The sequence below is a fragment of the Tomitella gaofuii genome (genome assembly GCF_014126825.1).
In the GTDB taxonomy this organism is placed as follows: Bacteria; Actinomycetota; Actinomycetes; order Mycobacteriales; family Mycobacteriaceae; genus Tomitella; species Tomitella gaofuii.
Map to the genome: position 1 here is coordinate 2539061 of NZ_CP059900.1, position 23345 is coordinate 2562405.

The window sequence follows — 23345 nt, forward strand, 5'->3', positions numbered from 1 at the left end:
CCCCGAGGGCGCGAGGAAAGGCCCACAGCCCGTGGTTGCACTGATCACCAACGGTCACTCGACCGACTGGCGCGGCCGCCCGTTCCGGCACCGCAACCGGCTGCCCGCCCTCATCGTCGCCGTCGTCCTCGTGATCCTCGTCGCGATCGTCTGGACTGTGGCGTTCAACACGAACGGCAAGGATGCCGCGGCCGCCGCCTGCAATCCGCCGGACCCCGGCGGGGCCCCGCTCGGCCACAAGGCGGACGGTTCCCTGCGCGACGTCGACCCCGCGCCGCTCGCCGACACCCGCATCCGCGTGTTCAACGCCAACGGGCAGAGCGGCCAGGCCGCGCACGTGGCCGCGGGGCTGAGCGACATCGGCTTCCACCCCGCCGCGGACAACGCCGTCGCCAACGATCCCGTCTACCTCAACCAGACGCTGCAGTGCCAGGGCCAGATCCGCTACGGAGAAAACGGGGCGGCGACGGCCAGCGCGCTGTGGCTGGTCGTCCCGTGCGCCGAGCTGATCCGCGACGACCGCACCGACGCCACCGTCGATCTGGCCCTGGGCACGCTCTTCCACGATCTGTCCACCAATTCCGACGCCGAGGCAGTACTCAAGGCGCTGCGCGTCGCTCCGGGCGGCTCCGCCCCCGCGGTGGACCCGGCGCTGATCGCCGGTGCACACGACGTGCGCTGCTGATCTCCCGCGCTGCTCACCTCCCGCACAGCGGGACTCCGCGCCGGCCCGGGTCAGTCCGCCGGAATCGGGTCGAGCCCGCCCGCCTGCTCCAGGATGCGTCGCAGCGCCGCCGCGACCCCCGGCGCCGCGGCCAGCGTGACCGCCCCCTCGCCGCTGGTCGAATCGGGGCCCGGCACGTGCACGACCGCGCCCGCCTCGCCGGCGATCAGCGCACCGGCCGCCCAGTCCCACGGGCTCAACCCGTGCTCGAAGTGGGCGTCGACCTGTCCTGCCGCGACCATGCACAGATCCAACGCCCCGGCACCGATCCGCCGGATGTCCCGCACCTGCGGCAGCAGCTCCGCGAGCACGCGCCCCTGCCGCACACGCCGCGACCTCTCGTATCCGAAGCCGGTCGCCACCAGCGCCACCGCCGGGTCGGACACGGCGGTGACCCGCAGCGGTGTCACCGTCCCGTCGTCGTCCGTCACGTGCGCGCCCCCGCCCGCCGTGGCGGTGTAGAGCCGCCGGCCCGCCACGTCGACGACCGCCCCGGCCACCGACCGGCCGTCGATCTGCGCGGCCAGCGAGACCGCGTAGGCCGGAATGCCGTACAGGAAGTTCACCGTCCCGTCGATCGGGTCGACGACCCACCGCACCGTGCCCGGCAGTGCCGCAGCGCCGCCGGCCTCCTCCCCCAGCACCGCGTCGCCGGGGCGCAGCCGTGCGAGCATGGACCGCACCAGGTCCTCCGACTCGGTATCGACGACTGTGACCGGGTCGGTCGGCGTGCTCTTGGCGCGCACGGCTCCGCCGTCGCCGGCCGCACCCCGGCCCGGATGCCCCCCGCCCGGGCCACCGAACACCTGCGGCCTGCGCGTCCGTACATGCGCGGCGGCGGCCTGCGCCACGTCCACGGCCACCGTGAGCAGCGCACGCACCTCCGCCGCCGAGACGGCCGGGGCCGCCCCGGAGCCCGGTCCGTACCTGTTCTCGGGTCGATCCTCGAAGCCAGTCACCCCTCCATCGCAGCACACGGCACCCGCCGCGTCGACGCCGGTGCCGTATGCCCGCGGCGGGTAATGTGATGTCCGCGACTCGGTGCGGTGCGTCCGCCCCCCGCCGGTGCGCAGGCCTGTGCCGGGCGTGCGCACCCGGCCGGCGGGGCGTCGGCACGTACCGCGGACTCTGCGACGGGAAGGGATTGCCGTGGGCGTGACGCCGGAACTCGGTGCGGATCGGAGCGGGGACAGGCCGGGGGCCACGGCGCCGGCCTCCCACGAGGTCGCCTTCGGAGTCGACATCGGCGGCAGCGGCATCAAGGGCGCCATGGTGGACTTGCGCACCGGAGACTTCGTCGACGCGCGCATCAAGATCCCGACGCCGTCGCCCGCCACGCCCGACGCGGTGGCGGACACGGTGCGCACCATCGTCGACCGTGCCCAGTGGGCGGGCCCGGTGGGGATCACGCTCCCGTCGGTGGTGCGCGGGGGCATCGTGCGCACCGCCGCCAACATCGACCCGTCGTGGATCGGCGTTCCGGCCACCGCGCACTTCAGCGACGCGCTCGGCCTCGACTGCACCGTCCTCAACGACGCCGACGCGGCGGGCATCGCCGAGGACCGCTACGGCGCAGCCAGCGACGTCGACGGCGCCGTCATGCTGCTCACCTTCGGCACCGGGATCGGGTCGGCCCTGCTCAACCGCGGCGTACTCGTCCCCAACACGGAGTTCGGCCACCTGGAGGTGGATGGCAAGGAGGCGGAGCATCGCGCCGCCTCGTCCGTGCGCACCCGCAAGAACCTGAGCTGGAAGCACTGGAGCGCAGAGGTGTCGCGGGTGCTCGTCACGATCGAGCGCCTGGTCTACCCCGACGTGTTCATCGTCGGCGGCGGCATCAGTCAGGACTCGGACAAATGGGTGCCCCGCCTCACCAACGCAACCCCGGTGCGCGTCGCAACCCTGCACAACCGGGCGGGCATCGTCGGCGCCGCGCTGATGGCCGCGGCGCCGCAGGCGGTTCTCCGTCCGTAGCCCCGGTCCCCCGGTCCGTGGCCCCCGCCCGAGGCTGTCCGCCGCCACTGCGCGGGATTGCGGGCCCGGCCGGCGCAACCGCAGGTGCAACGCCGGATCCGCAGGCCCGACGTGCCGCTGCGCCGGTGCGCGGGTCACGTCCACGACCACCGGCCCCCGTCGATCGTTACAATGGCACACAGTCCGGCTCGTTCCGGAAGATCCGCTCAGACTCTCCGCCGGGCACCGCCGGTGTGATTTTGCACGACATCGTCATGAAAGGGCGTACGTGGTAGCCACCGATACCCGTCCCACACCCGACGGCTCTACGGAGTCCTCGGCACCGTCCGACGCCGACGCCGCACCAGTCAAGAAGGCCGCCAAGAAGACGGCGGCGAAGAAGACCGCCGCCAAGAAGGCGCCTGCCAAGAAGGCCGCGAAGAAGGCCCCGGCGAAAAAGGCCGCCGCCAAGAAGGCGTCCGCCAAGAAGACCGGCGCTGAGGGCGACGCACACGAGGTCGAGGACATCGATCCGGCCGAGATCCCCGTGGACGACGAGCCCGAGGAGCCTTCCGAAAAGGACAAGGCCTCCGGCGACTTCGTCTGGGACGAGGACGAATCGGAGGCGCTCCGCCAGGCACGCAAGGACGCCGAGCTCACCGCCTCCGCCGACTCGGTCCGCGCCTACCTCAAGCAGATCGGCAAGGTGGCGCTGCTCAACGCCGAGCAGGAGGTGGAGCTGGCCAAGCGCATCGAGGCCGGACTGTTCTCCACGCACAAGCTCGGCGAGTACAAGGAACGCGGAGAGCGCCCCACCGTCGCCGTGCGCCGCGACCTGATGTGGATCTCACGCGACGGCAACCGCGCCAAGAACCACCTGCTCGAGGCGAACCTGCGCCTGGTCGTCTCCCTGGCCAAGCGGTACACGGGCCGCGGCATGGCCTTCCTGGACCTGATCCAGGAGGGCAACCTGGGCCTGATCCGCGCGGTCGAGAAGTTCGACTACACCAAGGGCTACAAGTTCTCCACCTACGCCACGTGGTGGATCCGCCAGGCGATCACCCGGGCCATGGCCGACCAGGCCCGCACCATCCGCATCCCGGTGCACATGGTGGAGGTCATCAACAAGCTCGGCCGCATCCAGCGCGAGCTCCTCCAGGACCTGGGCCGTGAGCCCACGCCTGAAGAGCTGGCGAAGGAAATGGACATCACCCCGGAGAAGGTCCTCGAGATCCAGCAGTACGCCCGCGAGCCGATCTCGCTCGACCAGACCATCGGCGACGAGGGCGACAGCCAGCTGGGCGACTTCATCGAGGACTCCGAGGCCATCGTGGCCGTGGACGCCGTGTCGTTCACGCTTCTGCAGGACCAGTTGCGCTCGGTGCTCGAGACGCTGTCCGAGCGGGAGGCCGGCGTGGTCCGGCTGCGCTTCGGCCTCACCGATGGGCAGCCGCGGACCCTCGACGAGATCGGCCAGGTCTACGGCGTCACCCGCGAGCGGATCCGGCAGATCGAGTCGAAGACGATGTCGAAGCTCCGGCACCCCTCGCGCTCGCAGGTCCTGCGCGACTACCTCGATTGAGACCCTGGCAGGCCCGATGAGCGGGCCCGCCGCGGTTCCGGCCGCCGTCCCCTGCACGGGGCGGCGGCCGGAGTCGTCGCACCGCCGCCCGCGCACCGCCGCCCGCGCACCGTCGGTCACTCGCCCGCGGGTTCGGGAGCCCCGTCGGCTCCGGCGCGGCGGCCGCCGTCGCCGGCCGCTCCGGCCGTGCCGGTGCCACCGGAAAGCGGCTCGGCCTCTCCCGCCGGCTCCGACAGGTCCTCGGCCCGTGCGCGCCTGCGCCTGTTCCGCCGCCGCGCGGCCCTGTCCTGCAGCCCCCGCGCGGCGGGCTCTGCCACCTTGGCCAGCACCGGCCCCAGGACCGCCATCAACAGCACGTAGGCGCTCGCCATGGCGGCCAGCTCGCCGTTGACGGCCCCTGCCGCCACGGCCAGCCCCGCGATGACGATGGAGAACTCGCCGCGCGCCACGAGCGTGGTGCCGGCACGGAGCTGACCCATCCGGGCGACGTTGGCGTGCCGCGCGGCCACGACACCGGTGATGATCTTGGTCACGGTGGTCACGAGCGCCAGCGCCAGCGCCCAACCGAGCACCGGGGGGATCGTCGCGATGTCCGTGTTGAGCCCGAAGACGACGAAGAAGATCGCCGCGAACAGGTCCCGCAGCGGTTCGAGCAGTTTGGCGGCGTTCCGGGCGGTCACCCCCGACACGGCGATACCCAGCAGGAACGCGCCGACGGCCGCGGAGACCTGCAGAGCCTGCGCCAGCCCGGCCACCAGCAGCGCCGCGCCGAGCATCTTGAGCAGGAACGTCTCCTTGTCCGGGCTGGCGACGAGCGCGGAGACGAACCGGCCGTAGCGCAGGGCGATCACCATGACCACGCTCACGGCCAGCAGCGCGATGCCCACCGCCTCGAACCCGCCGAGCACGCTGACGCCGCCGATCACCGCCGTGAGGATCGGCAAGTACACCGCCATCGCGAGGTCCTCGAAGACGAGGATGGACAGCACCACCGGCGTCTCCCTGTTGCCGTAGCGGCCCAGGTCCAACAGCACCTTGGCGATGATCCCGGTGGACGAGCTGTATGTGACGCCGCCCATCACGAGGGCGCCGACGGGCCCCCACCCGAGCAGCAGCGCCAGCCCCGCCCCCGGGGCCGCGTTGAGAACCACGTCGAGCACGCCGCCGAACCATGAGCGGCGCAGCCCGGTCATGAGCTCGGCCGCCGAGTACTCGAGTCCCAGCAGCAGCAACAGCAGTACCACGCCGATGTCTGCGGCCAGGTCGCTGAAGTCGCCGATGTCGCCGAGCGAGATCAGCCCGCCGTTGCCGAAGGCGAGCCCGCCCAACAGGTACAGCGGAATGGGCGAAAGTCCGAAGCGGCCGGCGAGGCGCCCCACCACGCCGAGCACGAAGAAGACGCCACCGAGCTCGAGGAGCCCGAGCGTTGCGGCGTCCACAGGCGGCCTAGCCTCGGTGCAGGATCTTGGCCGCGGCCTCGATGCCCTCTGCGGTTCCGACGACGATGAGAAGATCCGCGCCGATGATCGTGAAGTCCGGCCGCGGCGAGGGGTATATCTCGCCGGCGCGCATGACCGCGACGATCGACGCGCCCGTCCGGGTGCGGATCTGGGTGTCGCCCATCTCGCGGCCGTCGAACGGCGAATCCTCCGGCACGGAGATCTGGCGGGTGGTGAGCCCCGGCAGGTCGCGGTGCTCATCGCGCAGCTGCTCGACCAGTTGGGGCGCGCCGAGCAGGTTGCTCAGCGTCGAGGCCTCCTCGGCCGTCAGCGGGATCGAGGCCATGCAGGCGTCGGGATCGTCCGAACGCGACAGGATCAGGTCCAGCCCGCCCTCACGATGCGTGACGACGCCGATCCGCCGCCGTGCTGAGACCTCGAAGTCCTTGCGGACGCCGATCCCCGGCAGGGGCGTGACTTCAACGTTCATCGGCTCACCCTAACGCAGCACAAGCGGCCGTCCTCGACGCCGGGGTACCGCCCGTCCGGCGGGCCGCCGGATTGCGCCGCACCGGTGCGGCCTGCGGCATCCACCTCGATCCTTCTCCGTCCGCACCGATCCTGCCGTTGACCGAGCGAAGGTGCACCCCCTCCCGGCAGTGCGCGTGCCCTGCCGGCCACCACGCCCGCGGGCGGATTTCGCTATCGGCGCAATCCGCGGGGCCGCGCACCTGAACAGCAGGTTCGGCCCAGGCGGGACGCGTGCGGGCATGCCCTCGGTCACACGCCGGTGCGTGCGGGAACAACGCGGACCTCCCACGCGTCTGGCACAGTGAACGGACAGAACGTCACAGCCGAGTTCGCGTTCACGCAACCGGATGGTCCCGGACCCGAAATCCATCGGGGTCGGGAACCCGCTGAGACGCACCCATCGGGTGTCGAGGACGGAGGAGTCATGACAGGCACACTGATCAGCACCCCGCTGACCGCCGCCGACCGCTGCGATCGCTGTGGTGCGGCCGCCAAGGTCCGCGTGACGCTTCCCTCCGGCGGCGAACTCCTGTTCTGCCGCCACCACGGAAACGAGCACGAGACCCGCCTCCGCGAGATCGAGGCCACCATCGACGCACAGCCCGTCGACGCCTGAGCCACGCGGCGGCACCACTGCCGGCCGACCACGCTTCCGCCCGGGCGGGACCGATCCTTCGGCCCCGCCCGGGCGTTCTGCATCCCCGGGCGTTCAGCACGCGGGACCGACGGCCGGGCGCGGCCGGCGGTCAGTGGTTGCGCAGGTGCGCGATCCGCGCCTGCAGCTGCTCTGCCGAGGCCAGTGCGGTGGGCGGGCCGCCGCAGACCCGCCGCAGCTCGCCATGGATGACGCCGTGCGGGCGGCCGGTGCGGTGATGATTGAGTCCCACGAGCGCATTGAGTTCGCGCCGCAGTTCCGTGAGCCGGCGCCGGGTGTCGGTGCCGCCGTCCCCCGCGGGAGCCGGCACGTCCGGCCCGGACCGGGCAGCGTCCGCCCCGGGCGCCGCCGCGCCCGCGGAGGATGACCGCTCGTCGAGCTGTTCGCTCTGCCGCCGCCGCAGCAGGTCGCGCATCTGGTCGGCGTTGAGGAGCCCGGGCAGCCCCAGGTAATCGGCCTCCTCGTCGGATCCGGCGAACGTCGCGGTGCCGAACGACGACCCGTCGTAAATGACCTGGTCGAGCTCCGCGTCGGCGCCGATGGACGTGTAGGCCTTCTCCTCCTCGCCCGGCTCGTCCTTCTGCTTGTTCGCGTCCGCCAGGAGCTGGTCGTCCAGCCCCTCCTCGCGGTGCGGCTTGCCCAGGACGTGGTCGCGCTGGGTTTCGAGCTGGCTGGCGAGGTCGAGGAGCACAGGCACCGACGGCAGGAACACGCTGGCCGTCTCCCCCGGCCTGCGCGAGCGCACGAAACGCCCGATCGCCTGGGCGAAGTACAGCGGCGTGGACGCGCTGGTGGCGTAGACCCCGACGGCCAGGCGCGGCACGTCGACCCCCTCGGAGACCATGCGCACCGCCACCATCCACCGGCTGTCGCCCGCTGCGAACTCCTCGATCCGCTGCGAGGCCGTCGGGTCGTCGGAGAGCACCACCGTGGGCGTCTCACCGCAGAGGGCGCCGAGCACCTTCGCGTAAGCCCGGGCGGTGGCCTGGTCGGTGGCGATGACGAGGCCACCGGCGTCGGGCATCCCGCCGGCGCGCAGCTGCCCCAACCGGGTGTTGGCGGCGGTGAGCACGGCCGGGATCCAGTCGCCCGCAGGGTCCAGCGCCGTCTTCCACGCCCGCGCCGTCTGCTCCGCATTGAGCGGCTCCCCCAGCCGCGCCGAGTACTCCTCGCCGGCGCTGGTGCGCCAGCGCGCCTCGCCCGAGTAGGCGAGGAATACCACCGGCCGCACGACGCCGTCCGCCAACGCGTCGGAGTACCCGTAGGAGTGGTCGGCCTTCGAGCGCATCAGGCCGTCGCCGTCCGGCTCGTAAGTGACGAACGGGATGGCGCTGTCGTCGCTGCGGAACGGCGTGCCGGTGAGCGCCAGGCGGCGGGCGGCGTCGTCGAACGCCTCGCGGATACCCTCGCCCCAGCTCTTCGCGTCGCCGCCGTGGTGGATCTCGTCCAGGATGACCAGTGTGCGCCGGTTCTCGGTGCGGACGCGGTGCCGGAACGGGTGCGAGGCCACCTGCGCGTAGGTGACGACCACGCCGTGGTAGTCCCCGGACGTCTGCCCCACCGAGTTGGAGAAGTCCGGATCCAGCGCGATACCGGCGCGGCGTGCGGACTCCGCCCACTGGTACTTGAGGTGTTCGGTGGGCGCGACCACCGTGATCTGGTCCACGGTGCGGTCCGCCAGCAGCTCGGCCGCCACGCGCAGGCCGAAGGTGGTCTTGCCCGCGCCCGGCGTGGCCACCGCGAGGAAATCACGCGGACTGGTCGTCAGATACCTGGTGAGCGCCCGGCGCTGCCAGGCGCGCAGCGCACCCTTTTCCACCCGGGCATCCGCGTTGGCCGCCTCCGCCGTTTCCGCATCCTGCACCTCGGAGACCCCTGTACCGACGACCAACTGCTGCCACACCTCTTCCGCATCGGCTCCCCCGCCGATGATGGAGCCTACCGCCCTGCGGGCCGCCGCGCGCGTGCGGCCGAGCGTGGTTTGCGGCACCTGTCGCGGTCCGGCAGCAGCCCGGTGACGCCCCGGCCGCGCCCCCTGCGGACGACACGCCGCCGACCTTCATGGCAGGTCCAGACCGGGGTCGGGGATGCTGGAGGGTGACATGGACGAACACGGACAGGCCGACGGCGCCCCCGCGCACGCGGCAGGATGGGCGCGCAGGGTGTGCCGCGGGGTCCTCGGCGCCCTGGCCACGGTGTGGCGGGTGATCGCACGCGTGTCCGTCAAATCGTTCACGGAAGGGATCTTCGGCCGGTCCGCACAGGCCGCGTTCTGGCAGACGTTGTCGCTGCCCCCGCTGCTGCTGGGGCTGCTCGGTTCGCTCGGCTACATCGGCGGGCTGTTCGGCCCCGACACGGTCGACCTCATCGAATCGAAGATCGTCACCGCAGCGCACACGGTGTTCACCGACAACGTGGTCGACCAGATCATCCAGCCGACCATCGTGGACATCCTCGCCCGCGGCCGCGGCGCGATCGTGTCCGTGGGCTTCGTGCTGTCGCTGTGGGCCGGCTCGTCCGCCATCTCCTGCTTCGTCGACGCCATCGTGGAGGCGCACGGCCAGAAGGAGGAGCGCCACCCCGTCTGGCAGCGTGTGGTGGCGCTGTTCCTCTACCTGTTCTTCCTGCTGCTCAGCGTGATCACGCTCCCGCTGGTGGCGCTGGGCCCCACCTACATCGCGCAGATCATGCCGGACTCCTGGTACGGGTTCGGCTCGCGGCTGATCGACATCGCCTACTTCCCCGCCGTGGGGGTGCTGCTGGTGGCGGGGCTGACCACCCTCAACAAGCTGGCCCTGCCCCGGTCGCTGCCGTGGCACCGGCTGCTCGGGGGCGCGGTCCTCGCCGGCGTGTTCTTCGTTCTCGCCAGCGCCGGGCTGCGCTTCTACCTGACCCTCGTCACCCAGACCGGCTACAGCTACGGCGCGCTCGCGACGCCGATCGCGTTCCTGCTGTTCACGTTCTTCCTGGGGTTCGCGGTGGTGCTCGGGGCGCAATTCAACGCCGTGATCCAGGAGTTCTGGCCCGCGCGCCGCACCCGGATCGACCAGCTCCGCGACTGGCTCAGCACGCAGTCCGACACGCTGGACGGGCTCTCCGGCGCGGCGGCGACCTCACCGCTGCGCCGCATCGCCTCCGCGCCCCGGCGCACCACTGTCCAGCGGCATCCCGCAGCGCGCCCCGAAGAACTCGCCCGCCCGCCGGTGCCGGACCGCCCGTCCCCCGGCGGCCCCCGCGCCGGCACGGCGCAGGGGGGCGAGGTGCGTCAGCTTCCCGACGGCAGGGTCTCGTAGACCTTCTTGCACTCGGGGCACACCGGCGAGTTCGGTTTGGGCGACTTCGTCACGGAGAAGACCTCGCCGCAGAGCGCCACCACCTGGGTGCCCATCACGGCGCTCTCCGCGATCTTGTCCTTGCGCACATAGTGGAAGAACTTGGGTCTGTCGTCGTCGGTGCGTTCGTCCTCGACGACCTCGGGCTCCAGCAGGCCGGTCTGCCCGGCGGTTTGAGTACTCACGCACTCCATGATGCCGGAAACCGCGCCCCGAGTACCAGCCCCGGCCAGTGCGCCCGCCGCCGCGCAGTGGGAGCATGGAGGCATGGCATACGACGGCGGCTACGAGGATGCGGGGCCCGGCGAGCAGTACCGCGGCGAATCGGGCTTCGACGGCACCGGGTCGGACCTGTCCTCGGCATCCGCATCACGCAGGCCGCCGAGGATCACCGAGGCCCAGGAATCGTTCGAGGCGCAGCAGCGCGTCCGCATACGCAAGTACGCGATCCTCATGGGCTTCCGCATCCCCGCGCTGGTGGTCGCGGTGATCGTCTACAGCACCTGGAACAACGTGTGGGCCGCGCTGATCATCGTCGCCATCTCCATCCCCCTGCCGTGGATCGCCGTGCTCATCGCCAACGACGCCCCGCCCCGGCGCAAGGACAAGCTGCGCCGCTACGCACGCCCGTCGCACGAGCGGCAGTTGGACGCGCGCACCCACCGCACCATCGAGGGGTGACCGCGCGGCCCGCGCCGTACGTTGCGCCGGGCCTCCTGAAACAATCCGTGCATGAGCATGCACACGCCCGGCGCCTCTCCCCTCGTCACGCTCGCACCGCGGCTGCGGGAAGCGTTCCTGGCGCAGGGCTACGACGCCGACACCCTTCTGGCGATACTCGGCGACGACGGGCATGACGCACTCGGCCGGGGCGAACCGGTACCGGTACGGCGGGCGGCCGCCGGCGCCGGGCACGCCAGCACGCTCATCCGCCTGCTGCTCGTCGGCGACGACTGCCCGCGCGGCGAGGCCGCCGCCGCCCTGGCCCCCGTCGACATCGACGAGGCCGTCGCGGCGGGCCTGCTGGAGGCCGACGGCGACAGCGTCCGGGCGGCGCTCGACGTGCGCCCGATGGACCTGGGGGCCGGGACCCGGTGGATGATCTCCGACCTCGACGGCAGCATGCGGGCGCGCGCCACCGCGCCCGACCACGTCCTGGGGGTCGGCCACGCGTCGCTGTCGCTGCTGCGCGCCACCCCCACGGCACCCGCGGACGCGGTGCTGGACGTGGGCACCGGGTGCGGCGTGCAGGCCGTGCACGCCGCCGGCTACGCGCGCCGCGTCGCCGCCACCGACGTGAGCGCGCGCGCACTGGAGTTCGCGGCGGCCGGCTGCGTCCTCAACGACGTCGACGTCGAGCTGCTCCGCGGCCCCTGGTACGGGCCCGCGGCGGGGCGCAGGTTCGACCGCATCGTGGCCAACCCGCCGTTCGTCGTCGGCCGCGGCACCGTCGATCACACCTACCGCGACTCCGGCCTGCCCCTCGACGGCGCGAGCGAGACGATGATCTCCGGCGCGCTCGCGCACCTGGCGCCGCACGGGGTCGCCACGATGCTCGCGTCCTGGGTGCACCTGCGCGGCGAAGATTGGCGCTCACGTGTGGCCGGGTGGCTGCCCGACGACGGGCTCGAGGCGTGGGTCGTCCAGCGCGACGTCGCCGACCCGGCGCTGTATGTGGGCACGTGGATGCGCGATGCGGGGCTCGACCCGCGCGACCCCGCACACGCGGCGCTCGCGGACGACTGGCTGGCGCACTTCGAGGCCGCCGGCGTCGAGGGCGTCGGCTTCGGCTTCGTCTATCTGCAGCGCACCGACGAGCCGACGTCGGTGACGGCCGAGGACCTGCGGCACGGGTTCGACGACCCGCTGGGCGACGAGGCGCTCGACCACCTGGCCCGCGCGGCGTGGCTGCGCCGCGCCGACGTGGCCTCCTCCCGCTTCCGGTTCGACGCGGCGACCGCACTCGAACGCGTGCTGCTCCCCACCGCCGCCGCCTCGTCGCCCACCGGCTCCCCCGGCGCCGCTCCAGGGCGGGACGCACCGACCGCGGACGAGGCCACGTGGCGTGAAGCGGTGACGCGACTGCACCGGGGCGGCGGCCCGCGCTGGCAGCACGAGGTGGACGAGGCGTCGCTCCAGCTGCTCACCGGCCTGGGCCGCGGCGAGCTGACCACGGCGCAGGTGGCCGGGCTGCTCGCCGCCGCCCGGGGAGCCGATGCCGACGCGCTCATCGGTGAGGCCACCGCGCTCGTCACCGCGCTCGTGCGGCATGGTTTGCTGCGGCCGGCCGCGGGGAACCCGTGAGCACGCCCCGCCGCCCGGCGGCGCGGGCGCGGCGGAGCCACCCTGAGAGCGCGCGCGTCCGTCCACATCGAACTCTCAGCAACTTCTCAGACAGTGCGCCGCAAACATGCAGGTCACAAGGCATGGGGCTGCGGAACGCCGGGAACTAAACCGCCCCCGCCGCGCGTTGAACGGTGTGAGACATCAACGAGGCAGGAGGCACCCCATGAGTAGCCCCGACACCGGCGTTTCCAAGACCCACCGCCCCCGCGCGATGAGCCGCGCGGATCTGGATGCCCAGAGCCCGTCGGCCGACCTGGTCCGCGTCTATCTCAACGGGATCGGCAAGACTCCGCTGCTCACCGCGGCCGAAGAGGTGGAGCTGGCCAAGCGCATCGAGGCGGGCCTGTACGCGCGGCACCTCTTGGAGACCCGCCCGCGGCTCGGTGCGGCCAAGAAGCGCGACCTCGCCACGATCGTGCGCGAGGGCCAGGCGGCCCGCCAGCACCTGCTGGAGGCCAACCTGCGGCTGGTGGTGTCGCTCGCCAAGCGCTACACGGGCCGGGGAATGCCGCTGCTGGACCTGATCCAGGAGGGCAACCTGGGTCTGATCCGCGCGATGGAGAAGTTCGACTACGCCAAGGGCTTCAAGTTCTCCACCTATGCCACCTGGTGGATCCGGCAGGCCATCACCCGCGGCATGGCCGACCAGGGCCGCACCATCCGCCTGCCGGTCCACCTGGTCGAACAGGTCAACAAGCTCGCCCGCATCAAGCGTGAGCTGCACCAGCAGCTGGGCCGTGAGGCCACCGACGACGAGTTGGCGGAGGAGTCCGGCATCCCCAAGGAGAAGATCTCCGACCTGCTGGACCACAGCCGCGACCCGGTGAGCCTGGACATGCCCGTCGGCACCGACGAGGAGGCCCCGCTGGGCGACTTCATCGAGGATTCCGACGCCACCGACGCGGAGACCTCCGTGATCGCCAACCTCCTGCACTCGGACGTGCGCTCGGTGCTCGCCACCCTCGACGACCGCGAGCAGCAGGTGATCCGGCTGCGCTTCGGCCTCGACGACGGGCAGCCGCGCACGCTGGACCAGATCGGCAAGTCCTTCGGCCTCTCCCGCGAGCGGGTCCGGCAGATCGAGCGCGAGGTGATGGGCAAGCTGCGCCAGGGCGACCGTGCGGAGCGCCTGCGCGCCTACGCCGTCTGACGCCCGCGGGCCCGGTGCCGCGGCGCCCCGGGCCTCCCCCAGCATCGGGGCGCATGGTTCCCGCCCCGATTCCGCGCGGTTCCCCTGGCCGCGTAGCCCGCCCCCTCGGCCTCCCTTCCGAGGGGGCGGGCGCCTGTCCGGCGCACCGCCACGCGCCGCGGGCCGGGACGGATCACCGCAGGCGCCGCGGCCCCAGGTCCACCGGGCGCGGCTCGTGACCGATGCGCACCTGCGTCTCCAGCACCGCCACGCCCTCGGCGGAGGCCAGGATCGGCTCGCACACCAGCTCGCGCACCTCGGGGATGTCGTCGATCAGCGCCGACACCCGGTGCACCATGTCCACCAGGGCACCCTTGTCCACCGGCGCCCCGAACCCGTAGCCGTGCAGCAGCGGCGCACCCTTGGGCGCGTCGATGAGCTCGAGGGCCTCGTCCTCGGTCACCGGCAGCACGCGGTAGGCACGGTCGCCCAGCAGCGTCGAGATGACACCGGCGAGCCCGAACGAGATCACCGACCCGAACGACGGATCGTCCTGCACGGAGATCACGCAGTTGATCCCCTTGGGCGCCATCTTCTGCACCTGCACGACGTCGCTGCCCGAGAGCTCCGACACGTCCGCGTAGGCGTCGCCCACCGCCTCGGCCGACGACAGGTCCAGGCGCACCCCCATCAGGTCCGGCCGGCGCCGCCAGTCCGCCGCGCGCGCCTTGAGCGCCACCGGGTAGCCGATGTTCTCCGCCGCCTCGCGCGCGGACGGGCCGTCCGCCACCTCCACGTACGGCACCACGCCGATCCCGTAGCAGGCCAGCAGCGACGTGGACTCGCTGTCGGTCAGCTGCCGCTGCCCCCGCTCGGCGAGCCAGCCGTGCACCAGCGCCCGGGCCCGCTCGGTGTCGATGCCGTCCGGCCGGGTCATCGTCGACACGGGCACGTCGAGCCACCGCGAATACCGCCAGGCTCGTGCCAGCGACGTGGCGGCACGCTCGGGGCCCGGGTAGGACGGGACGGAGCCGCGGGCGGGGTTGCCCCCGTCGTCGTGCACGGCGAGCATGTCCGGTATGCCCTCCTCGGCGAGGAACGTCGTCACTATCGGCTTCGCCGACTCCTGCGCGGCGTCCCGCAGCGCGGCCGCATACGGCTCGGGGGCCACCGCGATCGGCGGCACGAACACGGCCATCACCGCGTCCACCCACTCCGAACGCACCGCCGCGGTCACCGCGTCGGCGAACTCCTCCGGCGTCGCCCGGGCCCCCAGGTCCACCGGGTCCCCCGCGTCGAGCCCCTCGCTGCGCACCGCGTCCGCGGCAAGGACCCCGAGCGCGGTCGAGTTGCCGACGATCGCCACGCGCGGCCCCCGGGGCAACGGCTGGTAGGCCAGCACCTGGGCGCAGTCGAAGAGCTGCGCGATGGAGTCGACGTGGATCACGCCCGACTGCTCGAACAGCGCCCGCACCGTCGCGTCGTCGATCTCCACGCCGGTGGCCGCGAGCGCCGGCGGCACCGCGTGCCGGCCGCTCTTCACCGCCACCACCGGCTTGCCCCGCGCCACCCGGCGGGCGATCCGCGAGAACTTGCGCGGGTTGCCGAAGCTCTCCAGGTAGAGCAGCACCACGTCGGTGTCCGGGTCGGTGTCCCAGTACTGCAGCACGTCGTTGCCGGAGACGTCGCCGCGGTTGCCCGCCGAGACGAACGTGGACAGCCCCAGGCGCCGCTTGGCCGCGCCGTCGAGGATCTGGATGCCCAGCGCGCCCGACTGGCAGAAGAAGCCGATCCGGCCGCGCCCCGGCAGCACCGGCGCCAACGTGGAGTTGAGCCCTACCGCCGTGTCCGTGTTCGCCACGCCCAGGGCGTTGGGGCCCACCACGCGCATCCCGTGCGCCCGGGCGGCCCGCACCAGCCGGCGCTCCTGCTCCTGACCGTCCGGCCCCGTCTCGCTGAACCCGGCGGAGACGACGACGAGCGCCTTGACCTCCTTGGCCAGGCAGTCCTCGAACACCTCGTCCATCGCCTCGGCGGGGACCGCCACCACCGCCAGATCGAGGTCGTCGGGGATGTCGCGCACCGAGGCGTAGGCGCGCACGCCGCGGACCGAGCGGTGCTCGGCGTTCACGGGGAACACCGGCCCGGTGAACCCGGCGCCCAGCAGGTTGCGCAGCACCGCGTGCCCCACCTTGGACGGGTCCGTGGAGGCGCCGATCACCGCGATCGACCGCGGGGTGAGCACGTTGCGCACGCTGCGCGCCTCCGCCGCGCGCTCGCGGGCGTTGCGCACCGACAGCAGCGCCTCGGTGGGGTCGATGTCGAACTCCAGGTGCACCACGCCGCCGTCGTAGCTGCGGCTGACCTGGTAGCCGGCCTCGCGGAACACCGACACCATGTGCCGGTTCTCGGCGAGCACCTCCGCAACGAACCGTTCGAGCCCGTTCTCCGCCGCCGCGCCGGCGAGATGCTCGAGCAGCACCGGGCCCAGCCCGCGGCCCTGGTGGTTGTCGGCCACCACGAAGGCGACCTCCGCGGACTTGCCGTCGTCGACGTTGTCGAGCCCCTCGTAGCTGCCCACGGCGATGATCTTGTCGCCGAGCTCCATGACCATCCCCACCCTGCGCACATAGTCGAGATGCGTGAAGTGGCGGACGTCGCGCGTCGACATCGTCGGGTAGGGCCCGAAATAGCGCAGGTACCGGGTGCGCTCGGACAGCGTCGAGTGGAACTCGACCAGCTTGTCGCCGTCGTCCGGCGTGATCGGGCGCATGCGCACGGCCCGACCGTCCGACGCGAGGACGTCGGCCACCCAGTGCTCGGGGTAGTGGTAGACCTTCCCACTGGGGGCGGTGGCGTCGAGGTCTGCGGGTGCGGGCGTGTCAGTCTCGTGGGTCATCCGGGTCCAGTCCGAGTAGGGGGAATACGTTGTCGCGGGTGTCGGCGATGGCCGCGTCGATGCGGGCCAGGTCGCGCTCCGCCTTGTCGATCTGGGTCACCGCGCTCAGCGGCAACGGGTCGGACCGGCCGCTCCACGGCTCGAAGTCCACCTCGCCCCCGTCGCCCATCGTCTCCGGCGCCTCGGCGCTGAGCATGAGCTCCGGCGACGCCGATTCGGCGACGGCGCGCGCGGCCTCCCGCCACGGTTCCGGCGTGGGCGTGTCGACGGGGACATCGACGTCGAGGACCGTGGCGAGCAGGTGCGTCCACGACCGCGGCACCACCCTCGTGACGCCGTATCCGCCGCCGCCGGTGGACAGCCAGCGCCCCTCGCACAGCTCGTCGGCCAGGTCGCGGATCGCGCGGAAGGCCGCACGGTGCCCGTCGACGGTGAGGTTGAGGTCCGCCAGCGGGTCCTCACGGTGGCTGTCCACCCCGCATTGGCTGACGATGATCTGCGGGCGGAACGCGCGCAGCGCCCCCGGCACCACCGCGTGGAAGGCCCGCAGCCACAGCGCGTCGGCCGTGCCGGGGAGCACCGCCAGATTCACCGCAGACCCCTCCGCATCGCCGAAACCCGTCTCCGCCGGCCAGCCGGTGTTCGGCCACAGCGTCGCCGGGTGCTGGTGGATCGACACGGTGAGCACGCGCGGGTCGCCGACGAACGCGCGCTGCACGCCGTCGCCGTGGTGCACGTCCACGTCGACGTAGCCGATGCGGTCGAAGCCGTTGTCCAACAGCCAGGAGATGGCGATCGCACAGTCGTTGTAGACGCAGAACCCCGCGGCATGGTCGGACATCGCGTGGTGCATGCCGCCGCCGATGTTCACCGCCCTGCGCGCCGCCCCGGAGGCGATGGCCCGCGCCGCGGCGAGCGATCCGCCCGCCAGGATCGCGCTGGCCTCGTGCATGTGCGCGAACACCGGGTTGTCGTCGGTGCCCAGGCCGTGCTCCACCCGGCCGTGCGGATCGCGCACCGCCGCGATGTACCCGGGCGTGTGCACGCGCAGCAGCTCGCCGTCCGAGGGCTGCGAGGGGCGGAGCGTCTCCGCCCCGTCGAGCACGCCGAGTTCCCGGGCCAGACGCATCGTCAGGTCGAGCCGCGCGGGATTCATCGGGTGGGTGTCGCTGAGCCGGTAGGACAAGTACTCGTCGGTCCAGACGACCGCCGGCCGCCGGTTCCGGGCCGCCCGACCGGCGGCCCGGAACCGCCGCTCGCGCGCAGCGGGCCGGCCACGTCCGGCTCCGTGTGAGGTGACATGCACCCGACGCTACTGCCCGCCGGGCTCCGACGGGCACTGCGCGGCGGATCGCCCCGGCTGTGGCGTGCACCGCACGATCGCGGCGCACTGCGCGTCCGGCTCGCACCGCCCCCGACCGATCGTCCACAATGGTCACTCCCGTCGCAGCGGACGACGATAGACTGGCGAGGACGTGAGGGGACAACCTAGTGAAGGATCCGACAGAGTGAAAGATCTGGTGGACACCACGGAGATGTATCTCCGCACCGTCTACGAATTGGAGGAGGAGGGGGTCGTCCCGCTGCGCGCCCGCATCGCCGAGCGCCTCGAGCAGTCCGGCCCCACCGTCAGCCAGACCGTCGCACGCATGGAGCGCGACGGACTGATCCGCGTGGGCGCGGACCGCCGCCTGGAACTCACCGACTCCGGCCGCGAGATCGCCGTGTCCGTCATGCGCAAGCACCGGCTGGCCGAGCGGCTGCTGGTCGACGTGATCGGGCTCGACTGGGAGGAGGTGCACGCCGAGGCGTGCCGCTGGGAGCACGTGATGAGCGAGGACGTCGAACGGCGCCTGGTCTCGGTGCTGGGCCGGCCCACCACCTCGCCCTACGGCAACCCCATTCCGGGGCTCACCCAACTGGGCATGGAGCAGGCGGCCGTGACACCGCCGTCGGAGTTGACGCGGCTCAGCGAACTGCCGCAGGGCACGCCGACCGCCGTGGTGATCCGCCGCCTGGCGGAGCACGTGCAGGTGGACACGGAGACGCTCGGCGCGCTGCGCGATGTGGGCGTGGTGCCCAACGCGCGCGTCACCGTCCACGTGGACGGCGACGGCGTGCGCATCACCGCCGTCGGCCACGAGTCGTTCCGCCTGCCCGACGACCTCGCACACGCCGTCCAGGTGGAGAAGATCGCATGACCGGCGGTGACCGTCCGGCACCGATGCGCCTGCTCGTCACCGGCGGCGCCGGCTACGTGGGCAGCGCGTGCGCGACCCTGCTGCTCGAGCAGGGGCACCACGTGACCGTGCTCGACGACCTGTCCACCGGCAACCGCGATGCCGTGCCCGACGGCGCCGACTTCGTCGAGGGGGACACGGGCGCGGACGCCGCACGGGTGCTCGACGCGATGGCCGCGGACGGCCGCGGCCCGGCCGACGGCGTGCTGCACTTCGCCGCGATGTCGCTGGTCGGCGAGTCGGTGGAGGCACCGGCGCAGTATTGGCAGCGCAACGTGATCACCACGCTGGCCCTGCTGGACGCGATGCGCGCCGCCGGCGTGCCGCGGCTGGTGTTCTCCTCGACCGCCGCCACCTATGGCGAGCCGCAGCGGGTGCCGATCACCGAGGACGCGCCCACCGCGCCCACCAATCCCTACGGCGCGACCAAGCTGGCGATCGACCACGCGATCACCTCGTACGCCGCCGCCTACGGGCTGGCCGCGGTGAGCCTGCGGTACTTCAACGTGGCCGGGGCATACGGCGCCGCGGGCGAGAACCGCGCGGTGGAGACCCACCTGATCCCCCTCGTGCTCCAGACCGCCCTGGGCCACCGCGAGTCGATCTCCGTGTTCGGCCGCGACTGGCCCACCGAGGACGGAACGGCGGTCCGCGACTACATCCACGTCCTCGACCTGGCCGAGGCCCATGCGCTGGCCCTCGACCAGGCCACCCCCGGCAGCCACGCGATCTACAACCTCGGCAGCGGAGCCGGCTTTTCCGTCCAACAGGTGATCGACGCCTGCGCACGCGTGACCGGCCGCGACATCCCCGTCGTCGACGCCCCGCGACGCCCGGGCGACCCGGCGGTCCTCATCGCGTCGAGCCGCAAGGCCGTCGACGGGCTCGGCTGGCGCCCCTCGCGCACCGGCCTGGACGAGATCGTCGCCGACGCGTGGCGCTACCTGCAGGATCTGGGTCCGCGCGCACGGTCCGCGCCGCGGCAGCAGTCCCCGCAGCGGTAGCACCCGCACGCCGTCACGACGCCGCGCCCGCGGCGGCCTCACCGTCGCCGCGGGCAGCCTCCCCGTCCCCGTCGCGCCACGGCACGACGAGGCCCTCGGCCGCACTCGACTCCACCGCGTATCGGGCGAGTTCCCGGATCCGCTCCGGGTGCAGGCCCATCGCCAGCGCCTCGTCGAGCAGCCCGGCGAGGCCGTGCGTAGGGCACTCGGCCAGCGCCGTGTCCACCGCGACGCCCGCCATGGTGCCGTCCCCGGCCGCGTAGGCGGTGAACGCGAGCAGCGCGGCCGCCTCGGCGCGCAGCATCCCCTCGAGGCGGCGTGCGAGGATCCCCCACAACCGCCGCGCGGCCTCCGCCCGGCCGCCGACGGCCAGCCCCATCGCCGCGTCGCGGACCTCGGGGGACCCGAGCGCCAGCGCCGCCCGCGCCGCCTCCCCCACGTTCAGGTCGCCGCACCGCTCGACGCCCACGACGGCGGCGAGCACGTCGTCGAACTCGGCGGCCGGCGCCTCCGCACCGTCGATCCGGCGCTGCGTGAGCACCGTGCCGGCCAGGCGGCCCAGCTCGTCGAAGAGCGCGTCGCGCAGTTCCGGCGGATCCGGCGCCAGCACCGCCTCGAGCTCCGCGCGCGAGCCGTGGATGGTGCGCCCGTGGAACACGTGCGTGGCGTTGAGGTCGGACGCGTGCGGATCCGGCACTCTCCCGCACCTCTCCCCGTCCGGAAGCTCGGTCCATGGGGCGCCGTTCGCCACCGCCGAGGCCACCACGGCCCCCACCACGGCGATCGGCGACGCACCGAACCGCATGAGCAGCTGCTGGATCAGCCAGTCGTGACACGCCTCCGGAGCCGAGGGCCCCTCCCAGGCGCCGTCCACGATGACGGCGAGCACGTCGAACTGCTCGTCACGGCGCATGCCGCGCAGCCGGGCGGCGAGGTCGTCCACCGCCTCGGGATGCGCCAGCAGCACGGGCAGGTCCTGGCGCAGCGCCGCCACCACCTGGCGGCCGGACCCGCCGCCCAGCAGCACGAGGACGAGCGAGTCCTCCGGGACGAAGCCGAGCAGCCCGGGCAGCGCGGCGATGAGGTCGCCGGGGCCGCCGAGGCCGATCCGGTCAGGCAGCGGGGGCGTTGCGTCGTCGGGGCGCGGCGGGGTGTCTGATCTCCATGTCGTCATGCCCACCACAGTGCGGCACCGCACGCACGCCACCGCCCGCTCGGCCGAGCAGCCGCCTGGGGCTTTGCAGGAATCTGTGGACAACGGCGCCTGTGGAAAACCGGGAGCCGGCGAGGCCGCCTATCCGGCGCGCACGGTGTCTATCGCGTCCGCGAGCAGCCCCGAAAGGTCCTCGACAGACGGCGGCCGGCCGTGCTGGTTCATCCCGACCACGAAGATCCGGACGTCGTCGACCTGCGCGGCCAGCGTCGTCGACCGCTGCTCGATGGACGGTTCGCCCGCGCCGGACCGCACCCGTTGCTCGTAGGCCACCACTTCGTGGTCCGCGACGTCGGGGACGTCGAGTGTCGTGCGCGTGATCGCGGACTGCGCGCCGAAACGGGTGGACTCCACCTCCGTGCATCCGTCGATCCGCGCCCCGAACTCGGCGAGGTCCGTCGGCACCCGCTCGAGCTGCACGGCCATCGTCGTGTTGTCGGCCGCATTGGTGGCGGTGATGACCGCCAGGTCGTCGGCCTGCGGGGGCTCCGCGCTGGGCGAGCACCGGACGGGCCGGGTCCGCGCCCCGCGCTGCACGCCTGCCAGGTCCTCCGACGCCGACACAGCGTTGTGATGCGACAGGACAGTGGCGCTGTCCGCGAACCCCGCGGGGAAGGCCGCGGGCCGGGGCAGGAGCCTGTCCAGCGCGCCGGCCGGCGCATCGGGGGCCGACGTGGCCGCCTGCGGCGGCGTGGTGGGCGTCGCCGTCCCAGACGTGCCGGGAGCGGAGGTGCCGGGCGGCGCGGGAGACGTGGCCGACGGCGTCCGGGGGGCCGCACCGGCGCCCTCCGCCGGAAACGCCTGCCCGTTCACCGTCGAGCCGCAGCCGGCCGCCAGCAACGCCGCCCCGCAGCACAACGCGGCGACGCCGCGGGCGGCCCGGGCCGGACGCCCCGGACGCCCCTTCATGCGCCGAATGCCATCGACGGCAAAACCTCTCACGCGTTCCTCCGGCCAGTCGCGGTTCGCGGTCCACATCCAGTCCCCCAACCATAGGCACACGCCGCGCCCGCATCCGGCAGGACATCCCCGCGCCCCGCACACCGCACGCCCGACACCGCCGCACGGCACCGACCTCTACTATGGGCCCCGGGGATCGGGACCGGCGCGCAGCCGGGTCCCGACCGGCGCCGCGGCAGCAGACCGCGCCCGCCACCTGACACGCCGGGAGCCGTATCGGACCCGGTCACGGACGCGGAATGCGCCCCGCGCCGAGGAAGGGGATGAACGTGGATCAGGATTCCGGCATGTTCGAGCTGGAGTTCCCGCTGCCGGATGTCACCACGCCCGACGGCACCGGGCCGCTGTTGCTGCACGCCCTCGAGGGATTCACCGACGCCGGGCACGCCGTCCGCATCGCCACTGCGCATCTTCTGGACACCCTCGATTCCGAGCCGGTGGCCGCCTTCGACATCGACGCGCTGCTCGATTACCGCTCGCGGCGCCCGGTGATGACCTTCCGGGACAACCGGTTCACCGACTACGCCACACCGCGCCTGGAGCTGCACCGGCTGCTCGACGCCGACGGCGTTCCGTTCCTGCTGCTCTCCGGCCTGGAACCGGACCTCCAATGGGACCGCTTCACGCGGGCCGTGTGCACCCTCGTCGAGGAGCTCGGGGTGGAGCGCACCATCGGTCTCAGCGCGATCCCGATGGCAGTGCCGCACACCCGCCCCACCGGCGTCACGGCGCACTCCGGCAACAGCGCGATCCGCGGCGACTACCACAAGTGGGACGGTGAGATGTCGATCCCCGGCAGCGCCGCCGGACTGCTCGAGCTGCGCCTGACCGAGCTCGACCACCCCACCCTGGGCTTCGCCGTGCACGTGCCGCACTACCTGGCGCAGTCGGACTACCCGGGCTCGGCGGAGAAGCTGCTCGAGTGCGTGATGGAGAACACGGACCTGAAGCTGCCGCTGACCGAGCTGGGCACCGCCGCGGCGCGCGTGCGCGAGCAGATCGACGGCCAGGTGCAGGGCAACGAGGAGGTCGCCGGCGTCGTCAAGGCGCTGGAGAACCAGTACGACGCCTACGTCACCGCCGAGGAGCGCCGGTCCTCGCTGCTCGCCGAGGAGGGCGACCTGCCCAGCGGCGACGAACTGGGCGCCGAGTTCGAGCGCTTCCTGGCCGAGCAGCTCGGCGGCAAGCCCGGCGACCAGCCCGGCTCGCCGTTCGACCCGGGGCCCGGTTCCGGCCGCCCCGGCGACGGCAATGCAGGCGGCGCGGCGGACGGCGGGGCCGACGATGGCGGCTCCGGCGACGACGACACCGACTCCTGACCCGCCCACCGGCCGCGCA

20 protein-coding genes are annotated in these 23345 nt (G+C 72.9%); 11 read left to right on the forward strand and 9 right to left on the reverse strand.

Going from position 1 to position 23345, the window contains the following annotated elements; all coding sequences use genetic code 11:
* Positions 1-31: 31 nt before the first annotated feature.
* Positions 32-685 carry an envelope integrity protein Cei gene (gene cei, locus H4F70_RS11815; protein ID WP_182357341.1) on the forward strand — a complete coding sequence of 218 codons (654 nt, stop codon included), beginning with the start codon at positions 32-34 and terminating at the stop codon, positions 683-685.
* Between the two features lie 50 nt (positions 686-735).
* Here cei and H4F70_RS11820 read toward each other — a convergent pair whose 3' ends face one another.
* A complete protein-coding gene (locus H4F70_RS11820; protein ID WP_372497536.1) occupies positions 736-1683 on the reverse strand; it encodes an inositol monophosphatase family protein in 948 nt (315 codons plus the stop codon).
* Between the two features lie 196 nt (positions 1684-1879).
* On the opposite strand from H4F70_RS11820, the gene ppgK reads away from it, so the two are divergent.
* Together ppgK and H4F70_RS11830 are read left to right on the forward strand one after the other, a co-directional pair.
* Entirely contained in the window at positions 1880-2698 is an 819-nt protein-coding gene (gene ppgK, locus H4F70_RS11825) for a polyphosphate--glucose phosphotransferase (RefSeq protein WP_372497535.1), read from the forward strand.
* Between the two features lie 268 nt (positions 2699-2966).
* On the forward strand, positions 2967-4259 hold the full coding sequence (locus H4F70_RS11830) for an RNA polymerase sigma factor (protein ID WP_182357343.1): 1293 nt from the start codon (positions 2967-2969) through the stop codon (positions 4257-4259).
* Between the two features lie 116 nt (positions 4260-4375).
* On the opposite strand, the gene H4F70_RS11835 is transcribed toward H4F70_RS11830, so the two are convergent.
* Together H4F70_RS11835 and H4F70_RS11840 are read right to left on the reverse strand one after the other, a co-directional pair.
* Positions 4376-5698: a cation:proton antiporter gene (locus tag H4F70_RS11835; protein ID WP_182357344.1), complete on the reverse strand. Its 1323-nt coding sequence runs from the start codon at positions 5696-5698 to the stop codon at positions 4376-4378.
* A gap of 7 nt (positions 5699-5705) precedes the next feature.
* A complete protein-coding gene (locus H4F70_RS11840; protein WP_182347629.1) occupies positions 5706-6188 on the reverse strand; it encodes a cation:proton antiporter regulatory subunit in 483 nt (160 codons plus the stop codon).
* Between the two features lie 465 nt (positions 6189-6653).
* Here H4F70_RS11840 and H4F70_RS11845 point away from each other — a divergent pair, with 465 nt between their 5' ends.
* On the forward strand, positions 6654-6845 hold the full coding sequence (locus tag H4F70_RS11845; protein ID WP_182347628.1) for a DUF7455 domain-containing protein: 192 nt from the start codon (positions 6654-6656) through the stop codon (positions 6843-6845).
* Positions 6846-6975: 130 nt separating this feature from the next.
* On the opposite strand, the gene H4F70_RS11850 is transcribed toward H4F70_RS11845, so the two are convergent.
* The gene (locus H4F70_RS11850) at positions 6976-8748 is read right to left on the reverse strand and encodes a DEAD/DEAH box helicase (protein WP_235681547.1); all 1773 of its coding nucleotides are present in this window, start codon (positions 8746-8748) and stop codon (positions 6976-6978) included.
* Positions 8749-8986: 238 nt separating this feature from the next.
* On the opposite strand from H4F70_RS11850, the gene H4F70_RS11855 reads away from it, so the two are divergent.
* Positions 8987-10177, forward strand: a complete 1191-nt coding sequence (locus H4F70_RS11855) for a YihY/virulence factor BrkB family protein (protein WP_182357345.1) — start codon at positions 8987-8989, stop codon at positions 10175-10177.
* On the opposite strand, the gene H4F70_RS11860 is transcribed toward H4F70_RS11855, so the two are convergent.
* Positions 10150-10401, reverse strand: coding sequence for a DUF3039 domain-containing protein (locus H4F70_RS11860; RefSeq protein ID WP_372497534.1), 252 nt, complete (start codon positions 10399-10401; stop codon positions 10150-10152). The two genes, H4F70_RS11855 and H4F70_RS11860, sit on opposite strands and share 28 nt — an antisense overlap.
* 82 nt (positions 10402-10483) lie before the next feature.
* Here H4F70_RS11860 and H4F70_RS11865 point away from each other — a divergent pair, with 82 nt between their 5' ends.
* From H4F70_RS11865 to H4F70_RS11875, 3 genes are all read left to right on the forward strand, one after another.
* Positions 10484-10897, forward strand: a complete 414-nt coding sequence (locus H4F70_RS11865; RefSeq protein ID WP_182357347.1) for a DUF3099 domain-containing protein — start codon at positions 10484-10486, stop codon at positions 10895-10897.
* A 57-nt stretch (positions 10898-10954) separates the two neighbouring features.
* Positions 10955-12520 carry a DUF7782 domain-containing protein gene (locus H4F70_RS11870; RefSeq protein WP_443735762.1) on the forward strand — a complete coding sequence of 522 codons (1566 nt, stop codon included), beginning with the start codon at positions 10955-10957 and terminating at the stop codon, positions 12518-12520.
* A 205-nt stretch (positions 12521-12725) separates the two neighbouring features.
* Positions 12726-13712: a sigma-70 family RNA polymerase sigma factor gene (locus H4F70_RS11875; RefSeq protein WP_182357349.1), complete on the forward strand. Its 987-nt coding sequence runs from the start codon at positions 12726-12728 to the stop codon at positions 13710-13712.
* Between the two features lie 172 nt (positions 13713-13884).
* Here the strand turns inward: H4F70_RS11875 and H4F70_RS11880 are convergent, their stop codons facing one another.
* Both H4F70_RS11880 and H4F70_RS11885 read right to left on the reverse strand, forming a co-directional pair.
* On the reverse strand, positions 13885-16590 hold the full coding sequence (locus H4F70_RS11880) for a bifunctional acetate--CoA ligase family protein/GNAT family N-acetyltransferase (RefSeq protein WP_182357350.1): 2706 nt from the start codon (positions 16588-16590) through the stop codon (positions 13885-13887).
* Positions 16574-17746: an acetoin utilization protein AcuC gene (locus tag H4F70_RS11885; protein ID WP_182357351.1), complete on the reverse strand. Its 1173-nt coding sequence runs from the start codon at positions 17744-17746 to the stop codon at positions 16574-16576. The genes H4F70_RS11880 and H4F70_RS11885 overlap by 17 nt, the downstream gene beginning before the upstream one ends.
* A gap of 352 nt (positions 17747-18098) precedes the next feature.
* Here H4F70_RS11885 and H4F70_RS11890 point away from each other — a divergent pair, with 352 nt between their 5' ends.
* A complete protein-coding gene (locus H4F70_RS11890; protein WP_182347620.1) occupies positions 18099-18791 on the forward strand; it encodes an iron-dependent transcriptional repressor DtxR in 693 nt (230 codons plus the stop codon).
* A 23-nt stretch (positions 18792-18814) separates the two neighbouring features.
* On the forward strand, positions 18815-19834 hold the full coding sequence (gene galE / locus H4F70_RS11895) for a UDP-glucose 4-epimerase GalE (protein WP_182360370.1): 1020 nt from the start codon (positions 18815-18817) through the stop codon (positions 19832-19834).
* 13 nt (positions 19835-19847) lie between these two features.
* Here the strand turns inward: galE and H4F70_RS11900 are convergent, their stop codons facing one another.
* Both H4F70_RS11900 and H4F70_RS11905 read right to left on the reverse strand, forming a co-directional pair.
* Positions 19848-21008 carry a DUF4192 domain-containing protein gene (locus H4F70_RS11900; protein ID WP_182357352.1) on the reverse strand — a complete coding sequence of 387 codons (1161 nt, stop codon included), beginning with the start codon at positions 21006-21008 and terminating at the stop codon, positions 19848-19850.
* A gap of 120 nt (positions 21009-21128) precedes the next feature.
* Positions 21129-21956: a hypothetical protein gene (locus tag H4F70_RS11905; protein WP_182357353.1), complete on the reverse strand. Its 828-nt coding sequence runs from the start codon at positions 21954-21956 to the stop codon at positions 21129-21131.
* A gap of 320 nt (positions 21957-22276) precedes the next feature.
* Here H4F70_RS11905 and H4F70_RS11910 point away from each other — a divergent pair, with 320 nt between their 5' ends.
* The gene (locus H4F70_RS11910) at positions 22277-23326 is read left to right on the forward strand and encodes a proteasome assembly chaperone family protein (protein ID WP_182360371.1); all 1050 of its coding nucleotides are present in this window, start codon (positions 22277-22279) and stop codon (positions 23324-23326) included.
* The last annotated feature ends 19 nt before the right edge of the window (positions 23327-23345 follow it).